Source organism: Mediterraneibacter flintii (assembly GCF_055387595.1).
The window spans coordinates 1,818,009-1,840,471 of record NZ_AP031405.1 but is presented as its reverse complement, the minus strand read 5'-3'; the positions used below and the strand labels follow the sequence as shown (position 1 = coordinate 1,840,471).

The following is a 22,463-nucleotide window of genomic DNA, read 5'->3' as shown; positions in this document are numbered from 1 at the left end:
TATGACTATAAAATAAAAGGAATAGCATCGGTGTACAAGGGGCAATACGATCGATGAAGGACAAAATTACGTGGTTTGAAGCGTGTTGCCCCTTATACATCGACGCTACCCGTTGCTTTTTTATTTTTTACTCGTTACAATAAATTATAAATATTTTTATCCGAGGTGAAGCTGCTTGAAAACTATTTTGATTGTAGATGATGATGTATCGATTGGAAATATGCTAGAAGAAGTGCTTTCCCGCGAGGGATACGGTGTTGCCCGCGCCTATTCCGGCACAGAAGCGCTTCTTTATTTAAAAAACCAAACACCGGATTTGATTTTACTGGATTTAATGCTGCCGGGATTGAACGGGGAGGAGCTCCTTCCGCAGATAAAGAATCTGCCTGTGATTGTCGTCAGTGCCAAGGCAGATGTCTGTGGAAAGGTAGAACTCCTTCGCGGCGGCGCTGCCGATTATATTACAAAGCCCTTTGATACCCAGGAATTACTCGCTCGGATCGAAGTGCAGATGAGAACGAAAGTATCTGCCTGTTCTTCCGTCCTGCGTTTTGACGGTATACAGATGGATCTTCTTTCTCACTGTGTCTCTGTAAACGATATTCCCATTCATCTGACAAAAACGGAATACGCAATCCTAAAGCTTTTATTACAAAATCCATCTCAAGTCATAACAAAATCTGTCATGCTTGAAGAGATCAGCGCGGATACTCCCGACTGCGTAGAGACTTCCTTAAAGGTTCATATCAGTAATCTGCGCAGAAAGCTGAAAGAGGATTCGGACAGGGATTATATCGAATCTGTATGGGGAATCGGGTTTAAACTAAGAGAAGATTCTTAACTGTTTCTTTACCTTTTCCTTTACCGGTTTCTTAACCCGCATACGTTAGAATAACCGTATCATCAACAAGGAGGTTATACATCTATGGAGTATATTCTGACAGCAGACGCACTTTCCAAGCATTACGGCAATTTTAAAGCATTGGATAGGTTTACCATGCATATTCCCAAAGGAGCTATCTATGGATTTGTCGGAAAAAATGGTGCTGGAAAGACAACCTTTATCCGTCTTATCTGCGGACTGCAAAAACCGACGAAGGGAACCTACACATTATACGGGACAGAAAACACCCATAAGGGTATCAGTATGTGCCGGCGCAGAATGGGTGCTGTCGTCGAGACCCCTTCTATCTATCTCGATATGACAGCAGAGGAAAACCTAAAAGAGCAATATCGTATTTTAGGGCTTCCTTCCTTTGCCGACATTCCAGAGCTTCTCTGTCTCGTCGGACTAAACGATACAGGAAAAAAGAAAGCTAAAAACTTTTCTCTCGGCATGCGCCAGAGACTTGGTATCGCTGTAGCGCTGGCGGGAAGTCCTGATTTTCTTGTTCTGGATGAACCCGTCAATGGTTTAGATCCACAGGGCATCATTGAAATGCGGGAACTCATTCTAAAGCTTAACCGCGAAAAGCAAATTACTGTATTAATATCCAGCCATATTCTAGATGAGCTGTCCCGTCTCGCTACCTGTTATGGCTTTATAGACAACGGACGCATGGTAAAAGAAATCGGCGCAAAGGAGTTAGAGGCTGCATGCCGTAAATGTATCCGTATACAGGTATCGACTATAAAGCCGCTTGCTCTGACACTAGACCGCATGGGAATTGACTACCATATTTTGTCTGATACAATGGCAGACATTTTTGCAAAAATAAATATTTCTCAGCTTGCACTCGCACTCTCTAAACAGGACTGCGATATTCTCTCTGTCACAGAACGGGAGGAAACACTGGAAAGCTATTACGTCAATCTGATTGGAGGTGTACGCAATGAATAAACTGTTTGCCGCGAATTTTTCCCGTTTAAAAAAAGACAAATCCTTCTGGATATGCAATCTTTTCATGGTCGCCTTTTCTATTTTCCTGCAGATTACTTATTACAGAAGCATAGAAAATTTTACATTTGTCTTAGATGAGATGGTTTTTACCTACTGTACCTTTGTCGGCATCTTACTTGCTGCCTTTGTCAGCCTTTTTATCGGTACAGAATACAGTGACGGCACTATCCGGAACAAAATTGTTATCGGACATACCCGAACGGCCATCTATCTTACGAATCTTTTTACCTGCTGCTTCGCCGGACTTGTCATGTGCTTTAGCTTTATTCTTCCTACATTGATAATCGGCATCCCGCTGTTTGGATTTTTTTCGGCAGATTTACGTTCTATCCTGCTTCTTCTCTTCTTAAGTTTTGCTATGACCTTTGCCTTTGTCTCTCTTTTGACACTGGTTTCCATGCTCAGGCAAAACCGCGCCATAGCATCCGTCATCAATATACTGGGAGTCTTTATCCTTCTGTTTTTTGCGGCCTATATCAATGCTCGCCTGCAGGAGCCAAAGACTTATGATTCTTATATATATGAAACGGATTCCGGACAGATTGTAGAGGAGGCAGAAGAACCCAATCCTTACTACTTGACTGGCGGCAAGCGTAAAATGTATCAGTTTCTTTTTGACGCGCTTCCAACCGGACAGTCTATCCAGCTCACACAGATGCAACCCCATGATCCAGTCGTATCCGCCCTTTCCTCGGCAGGTATCTGTCTTATCGCCTCCGGAGTTGGAATTGTAGTCTTTAAACGAAAGGATATTAAATAATAAAATGAGGAAACAAAGAAACGTATAGAAAGGAGCTTTTACAGGCATATGGAATTTTATCTTTGGGGAGCGATTCTTTTTCTGGGGATTCTCCTAATCTGGCTGTTTTTAAAAATCTGGCTGTTAAAAAAGTCTGCCAGGGAAATTGAAATGCAGTTTTCCGCCAGATTAAAAGAGAATACCAATGTTTTGATCGATATATCCTGCCGCGATAAATATATGAGAAAATTAGCAGACCAGATCAATCTGCAGTTAAAGGAGCTTCGTGCCCAGAGACACCGTTTCTCACAGGGAGATTTAGAATTAAAAGAGGCTGTTACTAATATTTCCCACGACCTGCGCACTCCCCTCACTGCAATCTCTGGTTATCTGGATTTACTGGAAGGAGAAGAAAAGTCAGAAAATGCAGAGCGCTATCTGCATATCATTCGGGAACGCACAGACATTTTAAAACAGCTTACAGAAGAGTTATTCCGTTATTCTGTATTTTCTTCTCTCTCAAAAGAGATAAAATTCATGCCTGTTATTTTAAATAGGGCTCTCGAGGACAGTCTCTCGGCATACTATGCGGTATTCAAGCAAAAAAATATCCATCCTGAGGTCTCTATACCAGAGAAAAAAATCCAGCGTATGCTGGATTTTGATATGCTTCTGCGCATTTTTGCAAATATTTTGAGCAATGCGCTCAAATACAGTGAAGGAGATTTAAAAATCACCCTGAAGGAAACCGGCGAAATCATTTTTTCCAATCATACCTCCAACATGGATGAGGTACAGGCAAAAAGGCTGTTCGACCGCTTTTACACAGTCGAGACAGCCTCCAAATCTACCGGCCTCGGGCTTTCTATCGCGAAAATACTTACAGAGCAGATGAACGGAACCATTGACGCAAAATATTGCCGTCAAATATTAAGTATCCATTTATTTTTTCCTTAAACGTGCTTTTATTTCTTCCAAACGTTTCTTTACTCCTTCTTCTGCTCCCTGATCTGTGGGAATATAATAGCGCCTGTCCTTTAAGGAATCTGGCATACACTGCATATGTGCAATTTTCTCTTCCGTATCATGGGCGTAAATATATCCTTTTCCATATTCCAGCTCTCTCATTAGCTTTGTCGGTGCGTTTCTCAAATGCAGAGGCACCGGCTCTGCGGGCATTGTCTTTACATCCTGTTTGCAGGACTCACAGGCGCGGTACAATGCATTGGATTTGGGCGCTGCCGCAAGATAAGTAACCGCATGCGTCAAATGCACATCACACTCTGGCATACCCAGAAAGTGGCATGCCTGGTATGCCGCAACTGCTACCTGCAGTGCATTGCTGTCGGCCATTCCAATATCCTCGCTTGCAAACCGCACCAGTCTTCTGGCAATATACAGTGGATTTTCTCCTCCGTCCAACATACGGCACATCCAGTATATCGCTGCATCCACATCGCTGTTGCGCATAGACTTATGAAGTGCAGATATAAGATTGTAATGTTCCTCTCCTGTTTTGTCATACAAAAGGGAACGGCGGCTGATACACTGTGCCATCCCATCCTTCGTAACCGTAATTCCCTGCGCACTGATTTCTCCATTTAACACTGCCATCTCCAGTGTATTTAACGCCGTTCGCGCATCTCCATTTGCAAATACTGCAATCGCCTGTAGTTTATCCTCTGTAATCTGTACATTCTGGTCTTTAAAGCCTGCCGGATTTTCCAGCGCATTCTTTAAAAGTCTTACTATATCCTTCTCCTCCAGCGCTTTTAACACAAACACCCTGCATCTTGAGAGAAGCGCCGCATTGATCTCAAAAGATGGATTTTCTGTTGTCGCACCAATTAAAATAATGCTTCCTCTTTCAACAAAAGGAAGAAACGCATCCTGCTGTGCTTTGTTAAACCGGTGAATCTCGTCTACAAACAGGACCGTACGCCTTCCCATGCGCCGGCTGTTTTCTGCCTGCTGCATCACCTCCTTAATCTCCTTGATCCCACTTGTAACTGCACTGAAATTAATAAATTCTGACTTTGTTTTTCCCGCTATAATACTGGCAAGCGTCGTCTTGCCCACTCCCGGCGGCCCCCAGAATATCATAGAAGAAATCTGATCCCGTTCAATAAGCTGTCTTAATATCTTCCCTCTGCCCAAAAGATGCTCCTGCCCTATAAACGTCTCCAGAGAATCCGGCCGTAATCTGCTGGCAAGCGGTGCCATGGCCGGCCGTTCCTCAAACAGTGTCATCTGCTCCATCTGTCTCCACTTCCTTATTTCACCTTATTTGCACACTCTATTGCCCTGCTATTTGATTACCGAACAAAGTGGGCAAGCCCGCTTCAAATCTCCTGCCCCTCAATCTTGAGGGGCTTGTCCACTTTGCGCGCCGCCGCAATACCGCAAAGCGGTAAAATTTCCTTATTGCGGCGTGCGCATCCCGCCCGGAGGGCTTTTTGTATAATAGGAAATTTCCTATTATATAAAAAGGAGGACTGCCATGCCGCAGATCTCCCTGCTTCTATAACAATCCCCTTGTATTTCTTTTATTTTTACTCTGCCACGTCTCTCATACTGAAGCTGAATCTGCCCATTTTATCTTTCCCAAGGCATACAACCTTCACAACGTCTCCAATGGAAAGAACGTCTTCTACCTTATTCACTCTTTCCTTAGAAATTTTAGAAATATGAACCATTCCTTCTTTGCCCGGTGCAAATTCTAAGAACGCACCGAATTCTTTTATGCTGACAACCTTTCCTTCGAACACCTGTCCGGCTTCAAACTCTGTCACAATCGTAGTAATCAGCTTCGCTGCCTTGTCCATTCCCTCTTTTTCTGTTCCGCAGATCGAAACGGCGCCGTCGTCTGTAATATCAATCTTTACACCTGTCTCATCGATAATGGCATTGATCGTTTTTCCTCTCTGACCGACTACATCCCCGATTTTCTGCGGATCTATCTGCATTTGAATGATCTTCGGAGCATAAGGCCCAACCTCTGGTCTTGGCTCACTGATAGCTTTACTCATTACTTCATCCAGAATATATGTTCTCGCTTTCTTTGTAGCAGCGATTGCCTCCTCTATGATCGGCCTTGTCAAGCCATGAATCTTGATGTCCATCTGAATGGCAGTGATTCCCTTATGTGTCCCTGCGACCTTAAAATCCATGTCTCCAAAGAAATCTTCCAGCCCCTGAATATCTGTCAGCACCAAATACTCGTCATCTGTTTCTCCTGTCACAAGTCCTGCGGAGATTCCTGCTACTGCCGCTTTTATCGGTACACCTGCTGTCATCAGAGACATGCTTGAAGCACACACGCTTGCCTGAGAAGTAGAACCGTTTGACTCAAAGGTTTCGGAAACTGTACGGATTGCGTACGGAAATTCGGTCTCATCAGGAAGTACTGGAAGCAGCGCTCTCTCTGCCAGCGCTCCATGTCCGATCTCGCGGCGTCCGGGCCCTCTGGACGGTTTTGTCTCTCCTACAGAATAAGACGGGAAATTATAATGGTGCATGTACCGCTTCGAGGTTTCCGCCTCATCCAGCCCGTCGATTCTCTGCGCATCGGACAACGGTGCCAGTGTCGTAACTGTACATATCTGTGTTTGTCCTCTTGTAAACATCGCAGAACCATGTACTCTTGGAATCAAATCTACTTCTGCCGCAAGCGGACGGATCTGATCAATGGCACGTCCATCCGGGCGCTTGTGATCTTTTAAAATCATCTTTCTAACCGTCTTTTTCTGATACTGATAAACAGCCTCTCCTAAGACTTCCAGCCATTCTTCCTTCTCTGCAAACGCTTCTTCCAGCTTTTCTGTAATCTGGCGGATATTCTCTTCTCTGGTCTGCTTGTCATCTGTAAAGACTGCTTCTTCCATCTGTGCCGGAGGAACCAACTCTTTTATCGCTTCAAACAGTTCTTCTGAAACGGCGCAGCTTGTATACGCATGCTTTTGCTTTCCACACTCTGCAACAATTGTGTCAATAAAAGCAATCACCTTTTGGTTCAGCTCATGTGCCGCAAAAATCGCCTCAATCATCTTTTCTTCCGGCACTTCGTTTGCTCCAGCCTCAATCATAATTACCTTCTCTTTTGTAGAAGCAACTGTAAGGGCAAGATCGGAAACTTCTTTCTGTGCTGCTGTCGGATTGAATACAAATGCACCGTCCACCAATCCTACCTGCGTCGTAGAAATCGGGCCGTCAAACGGAATATCCGAAATGGTTGTCGCGATTGCCGCACCGAGCATTGCCGTCAGTTCCGGACTGCAGTCCTGATCTACTGACATGACTAAATTTTCCAGTGTGACGTCATTTCTATAGTCTTTCGGGAAAAGCGGACGCATTGGCCGGTCTATGACGCGGCAGGTCAACACTGCGTTCTCTGATGCCTTTCCTTCTCTTTTGTTAAAGCCGCCCGGTATCTTTCCTACTGCATACTGTCTTTCATTATACTCCACACTTAGCGGAAAGAAATCAATCCCATCTCTTGGCTTTTCTGATGCTGTCGCCGTACAAAGCACTGTCGTATCCCCGTAGTGCATAAGCACAGCGCCGTTTGCCTGCTTTGCCACTCGATCCACATCTACACGAAGAGTTCTGCCGGCAAGTTCCATTTCAAATTTCTTGTACATGTCTTTCTCCTTTTTCTCTTTCACACATTTTCAGACTAAAGCTCCGAAACTACTGAAAAACATATTATCAAAGTTAATATCCTTTTCAGTGGTCTCGGCTTTACGCTTTTAGTCCGCAATCTTTTATATTATAGCATATTGCCGGTATTTAGGCAATCATAAAGAACCCCTGAGTTCTGCAAAATTATCCCCACAAGATAACTCTACCTGGTTCTATTATTCACAACTTTTAAAAAATGCCAAAAATATAAAGAATCCTCTCTCTTGCTTCTGTTCTTTTCGGGATGGCGACTTTTGTTATGGAACGCGGTTATGATAAAAATAAAATCTTACTCATACTCGAGCAACTGAAGCAGAATTACTACGTAATCCACCTGAAGTCCAACCGGAGCCTCCTTTATCGCAATAAATGGACTAAGGCAGCGGAACTTTGAAACTGTAAGAAAGGGAAAAGAAAAACAGACGTTTTCTATAAAGGCAAAGAAACTCAAGTTTCACTTGGAAAACTTGAGTTTCTGCAAACTGTAACCGAAAAAGCGAGTTTTTTATACCTTGCTTACTGAGTTCCTAATTGAGAAACCCCTTTACAATATGTTTCAATGATTGAATAGTCATCCTCTAATACAACAATATCCGCATCATGGCCTACTACTAAACTGCCAACTCTATCATCTATTTTGAGTAATTTTGCAGGATTCAATGTACATGATTGAAGCGCGGTATCAAATGGAATAAAAGCTACCTCTACAAGATTTTTTAATCCTTCATTCATTTTTAATGTACTTCCGGCAAAATTTCCCTCTTTAACCAGATGAGCGCTGCCATCAGAATAAATTTCAACATCAAGATCAGCAAAATGAAATATTTCGCCTGGTTTATATCCTTTGCACATTAAAGAATCCGTTACCATAATCGCTTTTTCTTTTCCTTTAGAACGGAAAAATAATTGTATCGCCTCTGGAGTGACATGATGACAATCACAAATGATTTCGCTATACAGTGAATCGCAACATAAGGCAGCACCAGCAACACCATTTTTCCGATGGTGAAGCGGACTCATCCCATTGAAAGTATGAGTAACAGACTTTGCTCCATTGGCAGCCGCAAAAATAACTTGCTCAAGTGTCGCTGAACTATGACCGATTGAAACAGCCACATGGTTATCTACACAATATTTCGTCAATATATAATTAGGATCATGTTCTACCGCTAAAGTAATAATTTTAATCAGTCCGTTAGACGCATCCTGATATTCCTGAAATTCTTCTACGGTTGGTTTAACCACTGCATTGACTGGTTGAGCTCCATGATACTTTTGATCAATATACGGTCCTTCCAAATGAATCCCAACAATATTAGCTCCTGGGTAATTTTCGTGTTTAACTTTTGCTATATTTTTTAACGCTTTCAATAACTTATCTTTTGATGCTGTTACAGTTGTTGGCAAAAAGGATGTAACACCTTCTTCGGGTAAGCGTTTTTGCCAATTCTTTAACCCAATCTCATCAGCGCTATTGGTATCAAATCCATACGCGCCGTGTGTGTGAATATCAATAAAACCAGGAACTATACGTTTATCACCATAATCCTTATCTACTTGACAGTCTTTATCTAAAAAAATATTAATAATTTTGTCTTTTTCAATCTCAATGACACATGGAATAAATCGGTCCCCTACATAAACTCTTCTACTTTTTATGAGCATAACGATTTCACCTTCCTTCTAATATTCGTAGTATTCAATAAATTCCACAAGATCTTCATTGTTTATTAATTCAAGCATCTGTTCCTCATTAGGAGCTAATCTTGCAATTAGATTTCTTTTTCCATCATTCTTGATTGGAATTTTTACAATTTGAATTTCGCCAGAATAATGCTTATTAACATCATTGACAACAACAACACTTCCAACCGGAAAATATTCTCCATCATAATTTCTAGGTGGAATCGGCCTGTTCCTGTTTATTAATCGTCCACTTCTTGAACGCCAAATCCACTCAGAAGAATCGCCATTATCTAATTGAGGAACAAGATCCAAAAGATTTTCTTTTTCAATTTTTGTTATATCTTTTTCAAGAATTACTTTTAATCTCTTGCATGGACCAAATTTAGGTAAAATAGGTCCGTATGCTTTAATTTCAGCATAAATAGGAGAGTCTTCAAAGGCCTTAGTCGGTTTAACGACTTCGGAAATAGCTTTTAATTCTGCTTCTGTTGCATATGCATTTCCAATCAAAATATCATCAACTTCTCCAGTAGCCAGAATAATTCTTGTTTGTAAATCAATTGGTAAGTCACGCAGCCTTTCAACTGTTGGAAGTCCATCCTCAGCATTCCATATTCCATGAGTATTTGGTGCATTTGAACTTACAATAGCTGCAATTTTATAGCCATAAGATTTTAACTGATGATTTTTTTCTAAAAAATCTTTCCATTTCAAACCTGTATATCGTTGAGGGTACGCATTATGCCCTAATAAAATTCGCTCTTTAGATACTCCCTTCTCATAGAAATATGCAATTTCTTTAGCAATCTTTGATGAAGTCGCATTCATTTCAATTTTTATACCATAAGGATTTTGAATCATTATATAATCGTTTTCTGCTCCGTAAGAACCATCTAAACGGATAATGTCACAATTAATGTCATGAAATAAAGAAATATCATCATAAGATTGATTCATTCGTTTTAAAAAATTTGTATTCACATCTAAAGAAACCTTCATTCCAAATTTGTGTGCAATTTGATTAAACTCTTTAAAATATGAAATGATTTCCTCATTCGTTCCTTCCACTGAGAGCATACTGGAAGATACTCTTGTAAATCCATACTTTGATGCGAGCTGTAAATATTCTTTAATTTTTTCCATTGGACTTAAATCTGGATAAGCCAATACACCTAGTTCAGTCATTTTTATACCTCCACTCATTAAAATTTACGTTTTTTCTATAGATTCTGCCCTTACCCTTTATATCTTTGAGATAAGAATATCCCCTTGAGTGACTTGTTTTTCATAATATCCCAGACGAACCTCTTCAGTCATCCCAGAAGTAAAGACAGTCATAGTTGTCATATCAATTGAAGAATCTTCTACATATGCTTTCTCAAAACTAATAACTTGATCACCGGCTTTAACCTTTTCCCCTTGTTTGACATGAACAGCAAATCCTCTGCCCTCTAACTGAACCGTGTCTAATCCAATATGTACCAATATTTCTACGCCTTTTTCTGTTTTCACTCCAAACGCATGTTTCGTTTCCGCAATCAGCGTAATTTTCCCATCAACAGGTGAAACAACCATACAATCATTAGGTATGATTGCAAATCCATCTCCCAGACTCTTTGAGGAAAAAACTTGATCATTCACTCGAGTGATAGATATACATTTCCCACTAATTGGTGCAACAACTTGTTCCGAATTTCTTTTTATAAAATTAAACAATTTCATCTTCCTTTCTCGGTATTACAGATCTGACTGTAACGAATAAGTGAAACGTTGCTTTCTTTTACCCAATTCATAACTTCTAAATTAGTAATACCTTCTAAATCTTTTATTCTATATAAATGATAGCTGGATAATTTTAACAGTTCATCATCAACATACCCCATATGACCAACAACTAAACAATACTCTTTTTTTAAAAGTTCATTTTTGTGACTAAGCAGATATTGCGATAAAGAAGAATGGATTTGATTATCCAAAGTTGCCGGCTTTATGTACCAAGGTATTCTATAGCCAGATACATCAAACCCAAATAGTTTTTCCCAAATATCTGATGTATATGGAATTCCATATTTTCGGCTTAATAATCTTTGGACTTGGAAAATTTCCGCAGTCGTATAAGCATGGCTGTGAATATAATCTGGTTTTTTTCCAACAAGCTTAATAAATCTTTGAATTTGAGCTTCAAATTCCTGATAGACTTCTTTCATGGAAACACGATTTTTGTTCTCATAAGCCTCATCTCGTTTTCGACTTTCCCAACTCGTTAAGAACACTCCTTCTTGATCGACTAATGTTGGTATTTGATTTGCAGGTGAAATAGGTTTTCCAGTAGAAATATTCAAATCAATGCCTAAATCTATTTGAGCAAGATATGGTTTTATCATATCTAAACACTCTTCTGTCCAGTCCATATTTGTAAATATGCCTGTATTGCGAATAAGCCCATAATTGATTCCAAAAATAATACCTCTTGATACTGCTCTTGTTATTCCATAATCATCTGCTTGTATTAATAATTTCATAAATAACCCCCTTTCAGAATTGAGGTTAGTAAGAGTTAATGGAAATTAATCTCTATTCTAAGAAAGACGAGAAGAAAATCTACTCAACAAAGATCAATGTCCAAGATCTTCCCCATTCGAAGCAATAACTTTTCTATACCAATCAAATGATTTCTTCTTACTACGCTTTAACGTTCCGTTTCCATCATCATCTAAGTCAACATATATAAATCCATATCTCTTGGACATTTGCCCAGTCGCTACAGAAACCAAATCGATAGGCGCCCAGCAAGTATACCCCATAACTGGTAATCCATCTATTTCTATTGTATCTTTCATTGCTTTAATATGTTCTCTTAAATATTCAATTCGATAATCATCATTGATATTACCATAACGATCAGGTGTATCAGAAGCACCTAATCCATTTTCTGCTACAAATAGCGGTTTTTGATAACGATCATATATTTCATTCATGGTTATTCTCAAACCTAATGGATCTATAAATCTGCCCCACGGTTCAACTTTCAAATAGGGATTTGGTGCTGATTTTAATAAATTAGAATCAAATTCTCCTTCACTATTAGCTTTTGCAACTCTTGTCGAGTAATATGAAAACGAGATGTAATCAACAAGATTTGTCTTTAAAATTTCTTCATCATCCTCGCAAAATGGAACTTCGTAATTATTTCTCTCAAAATCTTTTTTTATATATCGAGGATATTCTCCCCTCACTTGAACATCTGTAAACATATAGTGCTGCCTATTTTCTTGTTGAGCCGCCTGAACATCTAAAGGATTACATGTTGCTGGATAAAATAATCCAGCATTCAACATGCATCCAATTCGATTTTCACTATCAATTTCGTGACCTATCTTAACTGCCCATGCACTTGCAACAAGAACATGATGTACAGCATCATAAATACTTGTATACTGATTTTCAGTATTATCAAAAGTTAAGCCTGCTGCCATAAAACATGCACTTACCATAATATTAATTTCATTAAATGTTAACCAATACTTTACCATACCTTTATAACGTTTAAATAAAATCTTCACTAACTTTTTATAAAAATCAATTAATTGACGATTCTTCCATCCGCCATATTCAGTCACTAAATACATTGGTATATCATAATGTGTAATGGTAACTAATGGTTCTATTCCATACTTTTTACATTCTTTAAATACATCTTCGTAAAATTGCAGCCCCTCTTCATTTGGCTGAGCCTCATCTCCATGTGGAAAAATACGACTCCATGAAATAGATATTCGCAAAATTTTAAAACCCATTTCTCCAAGTAAAGCTATATCTTCTCTATAACGGTGGTAAAAGTCTATTGCATTTTGCGCCGGATAATATTCTCCCTGTACGGGTTCGCTTCGTACCACTTTCCCTTTAATAATATCTGTTCGTTTTTTTCCATAAGGCAGAATATCACTGTTAGCCAGTCCGCGGCCACCTTCATTCCATCCACCTTCGCATTGATTGGCAGAAAGTGCTCCACCCCATAAAAAATTTTTAGGAAATGCCATTTCTGGATCCTCTTTTCTATCAAATTTTAACTATATATTCATTCCTTTTTACTAATTTGCAATTTCTTTTTACCAATTTGCAACTTACCTTCACCCTGGAATCCAAAAATAATACCTAATGTAAAAGCTACTGCTAAAGCAACTATACACCCAATTGTTCCTTGTATAATATCTTCTCCAAAACGCAGTGAATTTAAAAATGGAAAGCCTACTCCGGCAAAAATGTAGACTTTAGCCCTCAACAAATAACAGGTTAATGCTCCACACATATTTCCGATCATAGTATAAATCAATGCTTTATAATCTGATAAAACAATGCCATATAATCCTGGTTCTGATATATTTGCTAATGTCATTGTCGTAAGACAACTCCATCCCAAGCTCTTTTTCTTTGTACCTTTTGCACGTAATGCATATGCTAAAAATAATCCCATATATGTAAATGTTGTTGCTATCAGCGCCGGATATACAATCATGTCATATCCTATTTCCATTTGTGCCGGAAGCAGGGCTGTTAGAATTGGAACATGCATTCCAAACATCTGAACAAACGGCCACAATGGAGCAACAGTAATAGCCGCTAACAATCCAAAATTTGCAGTTAACCATAATAACCCATCAGCAACTAAGCTCATCACTATATAGCATGCTGGTCCTAAAATACATAAACCAATTGGCAGCATAATGGTGATTGTTAAAACCGGAATGCCTACAGTTCTTAGCATATCAGGAATATGCTTCTTTAAAAATCTTTCTACATATGACATAATCCAAACAATCATGATGATAGGGATAACTGCTTGTACATAACTTGTTAAATGCATAGGTATGCCAAAAACGGTAAATGCTTTTTGGGCTTCTACAATCTCTAGCATATTAGGACTTAACATAATTCCTGCGAATAGCAATGCCATCATTGGGCTAACTTTAAACTTTACTGCTGAACTATATGCAACAAAGAAAGGCAAGAAATAATAGCCAGCATTTCCAACCATTTCAAATAAGGCGATTAAATCACCGTCTTCAGCCAGCCATCCCAACTGTTCTGGGCCAAACAAAATGACTAACATCTTAAAAATTCCCGCTACAATTATCACAGGTAATGTTGGAATAATACATCCGCTTAAAGTACTCATAATATTTTTAGCAACCGATTTTATCGTCAGTTTTTCCTTTTTCTTCTCTTCATGTTCTTCTTCGTCAATAGAATGGTTCTTTTCAAAACCGCCTATCTTACATAATTCATCATAAACTTTGCCTACTTGTTGACCAATTACAATTTGGACTTGACCACCAGCATGAACAACCTTAATGACGCCTTCTACCTCTTCTAATTTCTCTTTCTCTTCTAAACTTTCATCCTTTAGTACTAATCGAAGTCTTGTCATACAATGCGTTACATTCGCTATATTACCTATACCCCCAATATACTGTATAATCTCTTCTAATGATTTTTGAATATCTTTCATTTCTTCTCATCCTTTCCTACTCAATATTCAGTGCATAATCACCTTAACCAAACAAAAAACCTCCAAAGTACAGTTAATACTGTGTCCTTTTGGAGGTTATGCCCTGTCTTTTAGGTTACAATCCTTTTTCGTACATATCCGATTAATATGTAACATTAAATACAATTTTTCATCTTTGGATAGTTCTACTTTCCATTTTCCTTCTATGTATTGGCAAATTTTTGATACGCATAACTCAATAGAAGGGAATTTTTCAACAATATCTTCATATACTTCATAATTTGCGCTGTTAATAGTCTTATGAGATTGAATTCTTTGAAACAGATATAATAAATGGGTTGCATACCTAGAATAGTCAAAACTGTCTTTATCAATAATCATTTTCTGTGTATGCTCAACTATTTCTGTAATCTCATATAGCATATTTTCATACTCTTGGGCTCTGCTCGTATCTATAATTTCTTTATTGTTTAATCCAGAATTGATTAAATTTAATGCAATGCCTGCAATCTCATCTTTAGGCAAAGACACTTGAAATTGTTTTTCAATTTTTCTTAAAATGTATTCTCCAATCTTATATTCAAGTGGGTACATTTGCTGAACATCATATAATAATGGCATTTTCACTGAAATATTTTGAGCAGCCCGCTTTATGGAAAATGCTATATGATCAGCCATTGTCAAAGTCGCATTAGGATTCAGCTCATAAGGCAGTTCATTTTTAACAATATCCATTAAATCAGCTGTAAAGACAACAACATCCATTGGTAAATCTTTCAAAATATTTTGTTCAGAATATTTCATATCATAGAACGTTCTTTCAATGTCATTAATCGAAATATCTTTAGGCATTTCTCCAAATCCAATGCCTTTACCAATTGCAATAAGTTCCCTGCCCTTGCTGTCAGTACAAACAACAACATTATTGTTAAGCCTTTTTACCGCTTTCATATCAGCTCCTTTTTTCATAAAAAAAATCAAGGATACCATCTCGAATATAATGGTTATGCCTTGAAAAGTAACAATCCAAAAATATTATATAACTGTGTTAACGTCCTTGCCTAATTAAAGTAACAATCCGTCTTACAACTGTATTATAAACTACATTTTACTCAGTTGTCAAGAATTTTATTTCTCCTTAATTTGCCCTTTTCTTTCGGTATTATTCTATTATTAACATATGTGTATATTTCTATATTTAAAAAGTACAATTCAAAACATCCCTCTTTTAGTTTCCTTCTAAACACTTTATTTCATGCTATGTTTTGGAAATCTCGGACGCGGCAACATCCTTACATAGGCTTCCCCTTTAAGCAGATTTTAATTATTCATCTTGCCCACTTAAGGGTATATTTTATCACTGTACTGACCTAGCTTTCATTTTTTTGCAATAAAATACTGCCATACCAATTATTTTGTACGGCAGTATTTTGTCTCGATTATTTTCTTAATCCAAGTCTTTCGATCAGGCTACGGTATCTCTCGATATCTATCTTTTTCAGATATGCGAGCAGACCACGTCTCTGACCTACCATTTTTAAAAGTCCTCTTCTTGAGTGATGATCCTTTGGATTTGCTTTAAAGTGTTCTGTCAGTTCGTTGATTCTTGCTGTAAGAATTGCGATCTGTACCTCCGGAGATCCTGTATCTCCTTCACTTCTTCCATACTCTGCGATAATCGCCTGTTTCTTTTCTTTTGCAATCATGTCTGCTTCCTCCTTAAACTTCTTTTTAACCGCCAGATATTAAGTAACGGCCGGAGTTTTCCGGTTACCGAACATCGGCTGATTTCATACTTGCTTAGTATAACATAAGACCTTTTCTGTGTAAAGCCTTTTATTTTATGCCTCTACATATTTATTATCCCGCCGGCTTCTGCCTCTTGACTTTCCTCTCTCTGCTCTTCAAAAACTGCTTTTCCATAGGCAATATCCTGCTCTACATGCTTTTTTAGCTCTTCTACAGAAGAAAACGTCGTCTCCGGGCGCTCAAACGTGTAGAATTCAATCTCTGCCTTCTTTCCATAAGCATCTGCATGGTATGCAAACGCATACACTTCTGTCAGAAGCCTCCTTTCATCAGAAACAGTAGGCTTCACCCCTACATTCCCAATCCCTTCATACCAGATTCCCTCCACCTTTATCCGACAGGCATACACTCCAAACCGCGGCAGAACTTTTCCTTTTTCAGGAGCCACATTCATAGTCGGAAACCCCAACGTCCTGCCAAGCTGCTTGCCATGCTCCACAATACCTGCCATACCGTACCGGTAACCTAAGAGTGTATTTGCAAGCTCCACTGCTCCCTGGGAAAGCGCTTCTTTGATATACGTGCTGCTGATCACTCTGCCCTTATATCTTTCTTTCTCTACCACTTCTAACTGGTATCCGTACTCTGCAGCGAAAGACGCCAGCATACGGACGTCCCCCTTTTTCTCGTATCCAAAACGAAAATCGGCTCCTACGGCAATATACTTTACCTGTAGCTTTTTTACCAGGATTTCCTGTATAAACCGTTCTGCCTCCATTGTGCGCAATTCTTCTGTAAATGGACAAGTAATCAGGCAGTCAATCTGCCCCTCCAGTTTATTTCTGCGTTCTTCATTTGTCATAAGACAGTCCCTGCCCATGTCAAATGCAAATACAACACTCTCACAGTTTTTCTCTGCATACTCTTTTATTTTCTCAATCAACTTTTGATGTCCTCTGTGCAGGCCGTCAAACTTTCCCAGGGTCACCGCTGTCCGTTTCTTCCCCTGATAAGACTGGATGTCTGTAATGTATTGCATGCTCTTTATCCTTTCCGTTCCTCCTGACTTAAGAACATTTTTCTGATACGGAAGCATTTCTTTTCACCGTCATAATAATACATTCCGATAAAACGCTGTTCTTCATCATAGACCCTTACTTCTTCCTGCGCTTGCCACTCTATGCTGTCTGTTCCTGCCTTAACCGTAAAATCATTTCCATTATAGGCAAGCCTTGCCTCTTTTTTCTCTAAAACGATCTTTTTTTGCTCGGAGAACATAGCATCTATTGGAATCAGTACTTTGTCAAGCGCCCCATTTTGGACGTATCGTTGAATTTCCTCCAGTGGGTGGCTGTCCTCTATTCTAAAACAGCTTACTTTTGTGCGAAGCAGCTCTTCCATACAGCCTCCGCATCTAAGCTTTGCACCAATATCGTGACATAATGTACGAATATACGTTCCTTTTGAACAGCTTACCCGCATCCGCACTCTTGGAAGCGCTATCTTAAGAATTTCAATATCATAAATCCGTACTTGTCGAGGCGCACGCTCTACTTCCTTTCCTTCTCTGGCAAGCTCATATAATTTTTTCCCGTTCACCTTCAAAGCAGAATACATAGGCGGAACCTGACTATATGTTCCGATAAATCCATGTATACAATCCTTCACCGCTTTTTCTTCCAGTTCCGCCGTCTCTTTCTTTACAAGGACACTCCCAGATATATCCTGTGTATCTGTTTCTATTCCTAAAAGCAGAACACATTCATAGATCTTGTCTTTCTCCGTCAGCATGCCGCACAATTTTGTCGCTTTTCCGAGACATACGGGTAAAACTCCCCGGGCATCCGGATCCAATGTTCCTGTGTGCCCGATTTTTTTCTGCTTTGTAATTCCTCTTAATTTTGCCACCACATCATGGGATGTATAGCCTTTTTCTTTATATATGTTTAAGATCCCATTTATCATTCCTCGTTGTCCTGTACTTTCTCCTGATTCAACTGAAGTAAAATCTGACTGCTCACGTTGTTGATCACGTCATGGCTAGTTCCCTTTAGTGTACAGCCTGCCGCCCTCACATGGCCGCCTCCGCCGAAATACTGCGCGATTTTACTTACATCTACCGTTCCTTTCGAGCGCAGGCTTACCTTGAATGTATGAAAAGAAATTTCATGCAAAAACAACGCCACCTCACAGTCTTTTGTCTGACGCAGCTGGCTTACGATTCCTTCTAAGTCCGAGGGAGCTGCCTGGAAAAATTCCATGTCCTTCATCGTGACCACCGAGACAATACAGCGCTTATTCAAAATAAGCATACTCTCTAAAAGTGCTTTCCCGAGTATTTGATTCTGCACATATGTCTTTTCATAATAGGTCTTGTCGATAATTTCGTTCCCGTCGATTCCTTTGCGCAGCAGCTTCGCTGCAATCTCCATCGTCTCCGGAGAAGTGCAGGAGTACTGAAACACTCCCGTATCGTGCGCAATCCCCATATAGAGCGCCTCTGCACATTCTCGGCTTATCTTTTCCTCCTCCAGAAGGGTAAAGACAAGCTCTGATGTCGAGCTTGCGTCGGGTACAATATAATTATAATCGGCAAACGCCTCATTACTGATATGATGATCGATGCAGGCGGTCTCCCCCGCCTGCTCAAACAACGTACTGAAACATCCGAGACGTTTTATGTCGCCGCAGTCTAAACAAATAAACAAATCATATTGTACCGCTTCTGGAAGCTCTGTCTTCACTTCCTCTGTATGATGAATGATTTGAAATGCCTGCGGAACTTCTTCTAAATATAAATCTGTTTCTATATCCGGATACTGTTCCTTTAGATACAAATACAGTCCCATTGTAGAGCCCACACAGTCTCCGTCCGGTCTCACATGACCGCCTAATGCAATCCGTCTCTTTCCTTTTAACAAATCGGCTAATACCATTCTTCCTACCACCTAAGTCTCGTCTTTTAAATTCTTGGTTACTTCATCTATTTTATGACTGATATTTACACCATATTCAATAGACTGATCCACAATAAATTTAATTTCCGGCGTATTTCTCATATTGATAGTTCTCGCGAGTTCACGCCGGATATACCGTTCAGCACTCTGCAGCCCCTTGATCGTATCCTCCTGGGCTTTTTCATCTCCGAGCACACTGATATAAGCCTTGCATGTTTTCAAATCCGGAGCTACCTCCACCGATACGACGGAAGTCATCGGAGCCACTCTGGGATCTTTGATTCCGCCGCGGATAATATTGCTTAATTCTCTTTGTACCTCCGCATTTACTCTTGTATTTTTGATACTGTTTTTCCTCATAATAAGCTCCCCTTTTCACCGCCGAATTCTATCTCCGGCCTTACTTTCTTTCTGTCTCTACCATCTTGTATGCCTCTACTTCGTCGCCTTCCTTGATGTCATTATAGTTTTCAAATACGAAACCGCACTCATATCCGGCTTTGACCTCTTTTACATCATCTTTGAATCTCTTCAAAGATGCAAGCGGCCCGTCAAATACTACGATGCCATCGCGAATCAAACGCACAGAACAATTTCTCTCGAATATACCGTCCTTGACATATGCGCCGGCAATCGTACCCACACCAGATGCCTTGAAAGTCTGACGTACTTCCGCGTGTCCCAGTATTTTCTCTTCAAATACCGGATCCAGCAGCCCTTTCATTGCCGCCTCTACATCTTCGATCGCATTGTAGATGACTCTGTATAATCTCAAATCCACACCCTCGCGATCTGCAATCTCTTTTGCCGTCGCGTCTGGACGCACGTTGAATCCGATGATGATCGCATTGGATGCGGACGCTAAAATGACATCCGATTCATTGATGGCACCTACGCCCCCATGGATAATCTTAATCACAACCTCCTCATTGGAAAGCTTGAGAAGACTCTGCTTGATCGCTTCTACAGACCCCTGCACATCTGCCTTTACTACAATATTCAATTCTTTTAGATTGCCCTCTTGAATCTGCGTAAACAGATCATCTAAGGACATCTTGGATTTTGTATCATCCAGAAGTTTTACTTTGTTGTGCGCGATAAATGTCTCTGCAAAGCTTCGCGCCTCTTTTTCTGATTCACAGCCGACAAATACTTCGCCGGCGTTTGGCACGTCATTCAGACCAAGAATCTCCACTGGCTGGGAAGGCCCTGCCTCTTTTACACGCCTTCCTTTATCATCCATCATTGCACGTACTCTTCCGTGAGCGCTTCCCGCCGCGATAGCATCTCCGACATGAAGTGTTCCCTTTTGAACCAGAACTGTCGCCACAGAGCCTTTCCCTTTATCCAGCTCTGCCTCAATCACAAGCCCGCGCGCGAAACGATCCGGATTTGCCTTTAATTCCATCACCTCTGCTGTCAGAAGAATCATTTCCAAAAGCTCCGGAATTCCTTCTTTTGTATGTGCTGATACTGGAACAAAAATAGTGCTTCCGCCCCAGTCCTCTGGAATCAGTTCGTATTCTGTCAATTCCTGCTTTACACGTTCTATATTCGCGCTTGGCTTATCTATCTTATTGATCGCAACGATAATCTCAATCCCCGCCGCTTTTGCGTGATTGATCGCCTCTATTGTCTGCGGCATCACACCGTCGTCCGCCGCAACTACTAAGATAGCAATATCCGTAGAATTTGCCCCTCGCATACGCATTGCCGTAAATGCTTCATGTCCTGGTGTGTCCAAAAAGGTAATCTTCTCTCCATTTGCCTCTACCACATAAGCGCCGATATGCTGTGTAATTCCTCCGGCCTCACGATCAATGACATTCGTATGGCGGATGGCATCAAGAAGCGACGTTTTACCATGATCTACATGCCCCATTACGCAGACGACAGGAGGACGTTTCACCATCATATTCTCATCTTCTTCCTCCTCTTTGAGCAGCTCTTCGATCACATCGACCACTTCTTCTTTCTCACAGAGCACTTCAAATTCCATTGCAATCTCTTCTGCTGTCTCGAAATCGATCTCTTGATTTACTGTGACCACTTTCCCCTGTAAGAATAGTTTCTTTACAATGACAGAAGGCACGATCTTCATCTTGTCTGCCAGCTCCTTGATCGTAAGCACCTCTGGAATGACAATCTGCTTAATTTCTTCTTCCTTCTTCTCTACCGGTTTTGGCTGCGGCTTTTTCACCTCAACCGTATTTTTCTGCTTCTTTCCCTTCTTGCCTTTACTCTCAAAAGCCTCGTCTCTTAATTCCTTTTTCTTGTAGTCTTTCTCTTTGTCTTTTACTTTGCTGCGCTGACTTTTTGGCTGTTCTACGATTGGCATAGACAAGGAATCTCTGTCCTCTCTCTTGGAATCTCCTCTTGATGAGCGCTGACTCTGATTGTCAAACCGACGGTTTCCGCCGTTGTTTCGTCCATCTCTTCCATCTCTTCCAGGTCTGGACGAACGGAGATTCTCCTGTCCGGCTCCTCCTGTCCGGACATCCTTGCGCGGTGCATTTCCTGCCGGACGAGAGTTTTGCTGTACTGGATTCGCAGAACGGTTTCCGCCCTGTACAGTATTTCCCTTTGGACGGTTCTGTCCCTGCGTACCAGCCGCCGGACGGTTACTCTCCGAGGATACAGGCGCAGACGGGCGCACATTTCCCTGCTTTACGTTTCCTGCCGGACGCGCACTCTGTGCCGAATCTCCCGCCGGGCGCGCAGCTCCCTGCTGGGGGCTGCCTGCCGGACGAGTGCTTCCTTGCACCGGATTTCCCGCCGGACGCACTGTTCCCTGCAAAGCAGCTCCCGCTGGACGTGCATTTCCCTGCGCTAGACTGCCCGCCGGACGGTTTCCGTTCTGAGGTGTATTTCCACCTGGCCGCACTCCAGGAGTCGGCCTTGCTGTACGCACACTCTGTCCGTTTGATGCCGGTCGTGCTCCTCCAGACGGTTTTTGTCCTTTCACACCTGCTCTGTTTCCCTGTATTCTGCTTCCATTCTTAGAATTTTGCGGACGAATTACAAAAGCAAGGTTCTTCTTCTTTGGGGCCGCTTCCTCTGTTTTTTTCTGTTCCTTCTTACCTGCTTCCTTCTTAATTTCTTCCACTAAATTTTCCTCCAGAGAGCTCATGTGGCTTTTCACCTCTATATTCTTTTTTTCCAGAATATCCATCAGCTCTTTATTGTCCATTCCCAGCTCTTTTGCCAGTTCATGTACCCTCATTTTTGACATATATTACTACC

Annotated in this window: 19 protein-coding genes; 4 read left to right on the top strand and 15 right to left on the bottom strand. The window is 40.7% G+C overall.

Annotated features, from left to right (window positions below; all coding sequences use genetic code 11):
* Positions 1-175 precede the first annotated feature (175 nt).
* The 4 genes from ACZ5C4_RS08660 (at position 176) to ACZ5C4_RS08645 (ending at position 3,596) form a co-directional block, all read left to right on the top strand.
* A complete protein-coding gene (locus tag ACZ5C4_RS08660) occupies positions 176-841 on the top strand; it encodes a response regulator transcription factor (RefSeq protein WP_464520654.1) in 666 nt (221 codons plus the stop codon).
* A gap of 84 nt (positions 842-925) precedes the next feature.
* A complete protein-coding gene (locus tag ACZ5C4_RS08655; RefSeq protein ID WP_464520653.1) occupies positions 926-1,840 on the top strand; it encodes an ATP-binding cassette domain-containing protein in 915 nt (304 codons plus the stop codon).
* Complete coding sequence (locus tag ACZ5C4_RS08650) at positions 1,833-2,660, top strand: ABC transporter permease (RefSeq protein ID WP_464520652.1); 828 nt, start codon at positions 1,833-1,835, stop codon at positions 2,658-2,660. Before ACZ5C4_RS08655 ends, ACZ5C4_RS08650 begins: the two co-directional genes overlap by 8 nt.
* A 48-nt stretch (positions 2,661-2,708) precedes the next feature.
* A complete protein-coding gene (locus ACZ5C4_RS08645; RefSeq protein WP_464520651.1) occupies positions 2,709-3,596 on the top strand; it encodes a sensor histidine kinase in 888 nt (295 codons plus the stop codon).
* Here the strand turns inward: ACZ5C4_RS08645 and ACZ5C4_RS08640 are convergent.
* The 15 genes from ACZ5C4_RS08640 to infB all read right to left on the bottom strand — a co-directional run bounded on the left by ACZ5C4_RS08640 (position 3,582) and on the right by infB (position 22,452).
* Positions 3,582-4,898: a replication-associated recombination protein A gene (locus ACZ5C4_RS08640; protein WP_464520650.1), complete on the bottom strand. Its 1,317-nt coding sequence runs from the start codon at positions 4,896-4,898 to the stop codon at positions 3,582-3,584. The genes ACZ5C4_RS08645 and ACZ5C4_RS08640 overlap by 15 nt on opposite strands.
* A 293-nt stretch (positions 4,899-5,191) precedes the next feature.
* Complete coding sequence (locus ACZ5C4_RS08635; protein ID WP_464520649.1) at positions 5,192-7,279, bottom strand: polyribonucleotide nucleotidyltransferase; 2,088 nt, start codon at positions 7,277-7,279, stop codon at positions 5,192-5,194.
* A 556-nt stretch (positions 7,280-7,835) separates the two neighbouring features.
* On the bottom strand, positions 7,836-8,984 hold the full coding sequence (nagA, locus tag ACZ5C4_RS08630) for an N-acetylglucosamine-6-phosphate deacetylase (protein WP_464520647.1): 1,149 nt from the start codon (positions 8,982-8,984) through the stop codon (positions 7,836-7,838).
* Positions 8,985-9,002: 18 nt separating this feature from the next.
* The gene (locus tag ACZ5C4_RS08625) at positions 9,003-10,190 is read right to left on the bottom strand and encodes a MupG family TIM beta-alpha barrel fold protein (protein WP_464520646.1); all 1,188 of its coding nucleotides are present in this window, start codon (positions 10,188-10,190) and stop codon (positions 9,003-9,005) included.
* A 57-nt stretch (positions 10,191-10,247) separates the two neighbouring features.
* The gene (locus ACZ5C4_RS08620; RefSeq protein WP_464520645.1) at positions 10,248-10,721 is read right to left on the bottom strand and encodes a PTS sugar transporter subunit IIA; all 474 of its coding nucleotides are present in this window, start codon (positions 10,719-10,721) and stop codon (positions 10,248-10,250) included.
* Between the two features lie 2 nt (positions 10,722-10,723).
* On the bottom strand, positions 10,724-11,527 hold the full coding sequence (locus ACZ5C4_RS08615; protein ID WP_464520644.1) for a ChbG/HpnK family deacetylase: 804 nt from the start codon (positions 11,525-11,527) through the stop codon (positions 10,724-10,726).
* Between the two features lie 93 nt (positions 11,528-11,620).
* Positions 11,621-13,045 (bottom strand): 6-phospho-beta-glucosidase, encoded by a 1,425-nt coding sequence (locus ACZ5C4_RS08610; RefSeq protein ID WP_464520643.1) that lies wholly within the window; start codon positions 13,043-13,045, stop codon positions 11,621-11,623.
* A gap of 38 nt (positions 13,046-13,083) precedes the next feature.
* On the bottom strand, positions 13,084-14,514 hold the full coding sequence (locus ACZ5C4_RS08605) for a PTS transporter subunit EIIC (RefSeq protein ID WP_464520642.1): 1,431 nt from the start codon (positions 14,512-14,514) through the stop codon (positions 13,084-13,086).
* 96 nt (positions 14,515-14,610) lie between these two features.
* Positions 14,611-15,465 carry a PRD domain-containing protein gene (locus ACZ5C4_RS08600; RefSeq protein WP_464520641.1) on the bottom strand — a complete coding sequence of 285 codons (855 nt, stop codon included), beginning with the start codon at positions 15,463-15,465 and terminating at the stop codon, positions 14,611-14,613.
* A 488-nt stretch (positions 15,466-15,953) separates the two neighbouring features.
* Entirely contained in the window at positions 15,954-16,220 is a 267-nt protein-coding gene (rpsO, locus tag ACZ5C4_RS08595) for a 30S ribosomal protein S15 (RefSeq protein WP_186874668.1), read from the bottom strand.
* Between the two features lie 143 nt (positions 16,221-16,363).
* On the bottom strand, positions 16,364-17,302 hold the full coding sequence (locus ACZ5C4_RS08590) for a bifunctional riboflavin kinase/FAD synthetase (RefSeq protein ID WP_464520640.1): 939 nt from the start codon (positions 17,300-17,302) through the stop codon (positions 16,364-16,366).
* A 5-nt stretch (positions 17,303-17,307) separates the two neighbouring features.
* Positions 17,308-18,228 (bottom strand): tRNA pseudouridine(55) synthase TruB, encoded by a 921-nt coding sequence (truB, locus tag ACZ5C4_RS08585; RefSeq protein WP_464520639.1) that lies wholly within the window; start codon positions 18,226-18,228, stop codon positions 17,308-17,310.
* Positions 18,225-19,199, bottom strand: coding sequence for a DHH family phosphoesterase (locus tag ACZ5C4_RS08580; RefSeq protein WP_464520638.1), 975 nt, complete (start codon positions 19,197-19,199; stop codon positions 18,225-18,227). Before ACZ5C4_RS08580 ends, truB begins: the two co-directional genes overlap by 4 nt.
* Positions 19,200-19,211: 12 nt before the next feature.
* A complete protein-coding gene (gene rbfA, locus ACZ5C4_RS08575; protein ID WP_464520637.1) occupies positions 19,212-19,580 on the bottom strand; it encodes a 30S ribosome-binding factor RbfA in 369 nt (122 codons plus the stop codon).
* Positions 19,581-19,620: 40 nt separating this feature from the next.
* Positions 19,621-22,452 (bottom strand): translation initiation factor IF-2, encoded by a 2,832-nt coding sequence (infB, locus tag ACZ5C4_RS08570; RefSeq protein WP_464520636.1) that lies wholly within the window; start codon positions 22,450-22,452, stop codon positions 19,621-19,623.
* Between the last annotated feature and the right edge of the window lie 11 nt (positions 22,453-22,463).

What these genes read in the sequence shown, in the direction of transcription:
- ACZ5C4_RS08640 (WP_464520650.1), bottom strand. Translation starts at nt 4,898, where the DNA reads ATGGAGCAGATGACACTGTTTGAGGAACGGCCGGCCATGGCACCGCTT.
- ACZ5C4_RS08615 (WP_464520644.1), bottom strand. Translation starts at nt 11,527, where the DNA reads ATGAAATTATTAATACAAGCAGATGATTATGGAATAACAAGAGCAGTA.
- infB (WP_464520636.1), bottom strand. Translation starts at nt 22,452, where the DNA reads ATGTCAAAAATGAGGGTACATGAACTGGCAAAAGAGCTGGGAATGGAC.
- ACZ5C4_RS08605 (WP_464520642.1), bottom strand. Translation starts at nt 14,514, where the DNA reads ATGAAAGATATTCAAAAATCATTAGAAGAGATTATACAGTATATTGGG.
- ACZ5C4_RS08635 (WP_464520649.1), bottom strand. Translation starts at nt 7,279, where the DNA reads ATGTACAAGAAATTTGAAATGGAACTTGCCGGCAGAACTCTTCGTGTA.
- ACZ5C4_RS08650 (WP_464520652.1), top strand. Translation starts at nt 1,833, where the DNA reads ATGAATAAACTGTTTGCCGCGAATTTTTCCCGTTTAAAAAAAGACAAA.
- ACZ5C4_RS08655 (WP_464520653.1), top strand. Translation starts at nt 926, where the DNA reads ATGGAGTATATTCTGACAGCAGACGCACTTTCCAAGCATTACGGCAAT.
- ACZ5C4_RS08590 (WP_464520640.1), bottom strand. Translation starts at nt 17,302, where the DNA reads ATGCAATACATTACAGACATCCAGTCTTATCAGGGGAAGAAACGGACA.
- truB (WP_464520639.1), bottom strand. Translation starts at nt 18,228, where the DNA reads ATGATAAATGGGATCTTAAACATATATAAAGAAAAAGGCTATACATCC.
- ACZ5C4_RS08625 (WP_464520646.1), bottom strand. Translation starts at nt 10,190, where the DNA reads ATGACTGAACTAGGTGTATTGGCTTATCCAGATTTAAGTCCAATGGAA.
- ACZ5C4_RS08580 (WP_464520638.1), bottom strand. Translation starts at nt 19,199, where the DNA reads ATGGTATTAGCCGATTTGTTAAAAGGAAAGAGACGGATTGCATTAGGC.
- ACZ5C4_RS08610 (WP_464520643.1), bottom strand. Translation starts at nt 13,045, where the DNA reads ATGGCATTTCCTAAAAATTTTTTATGGGGTGGAGCACTTTCTGCCAAT.
- rbfA (WP_464520637.1), bottom strand. Translation starts at nt 19,580, where the DNA reads ATGAGGAAAAACAGTATCAAAAATACAAGAGTAAATGCGGAGGTACAA.
- ACZ5C4_RS08645 (WP_464520651.1), top strand. Translation starts at nt 2,709, where the DNA reads ATGGAATTTTATCTTTGGGGAGCGATTCTTTTTCTGGGGATTCTCCTA.
- rpsO (WP_186874668.1), bottom strand. Translation starts at nt 16,220, where the DNA reads ATGATTGCAAAAGAAAAGAAACAGGCGATTATCGCAGAGTATGGAAGA.
- ACZ5C4_RS08600 (WP_464520641.1), bottom strand. Translation starts at nt 15,465, where the DNA reads ATGAAAGCGGTAAAAAGGCTTAACAATAATGTTGTTGTTTGTACTGAC.
- nagA (WP_464520647.1), bottom strand. Translation starts at nt 8,984, where the DNA reads ATGCTCATAAAAAGTAGAAGAGTTTATGTAGGGGACCGATTTATTCCA.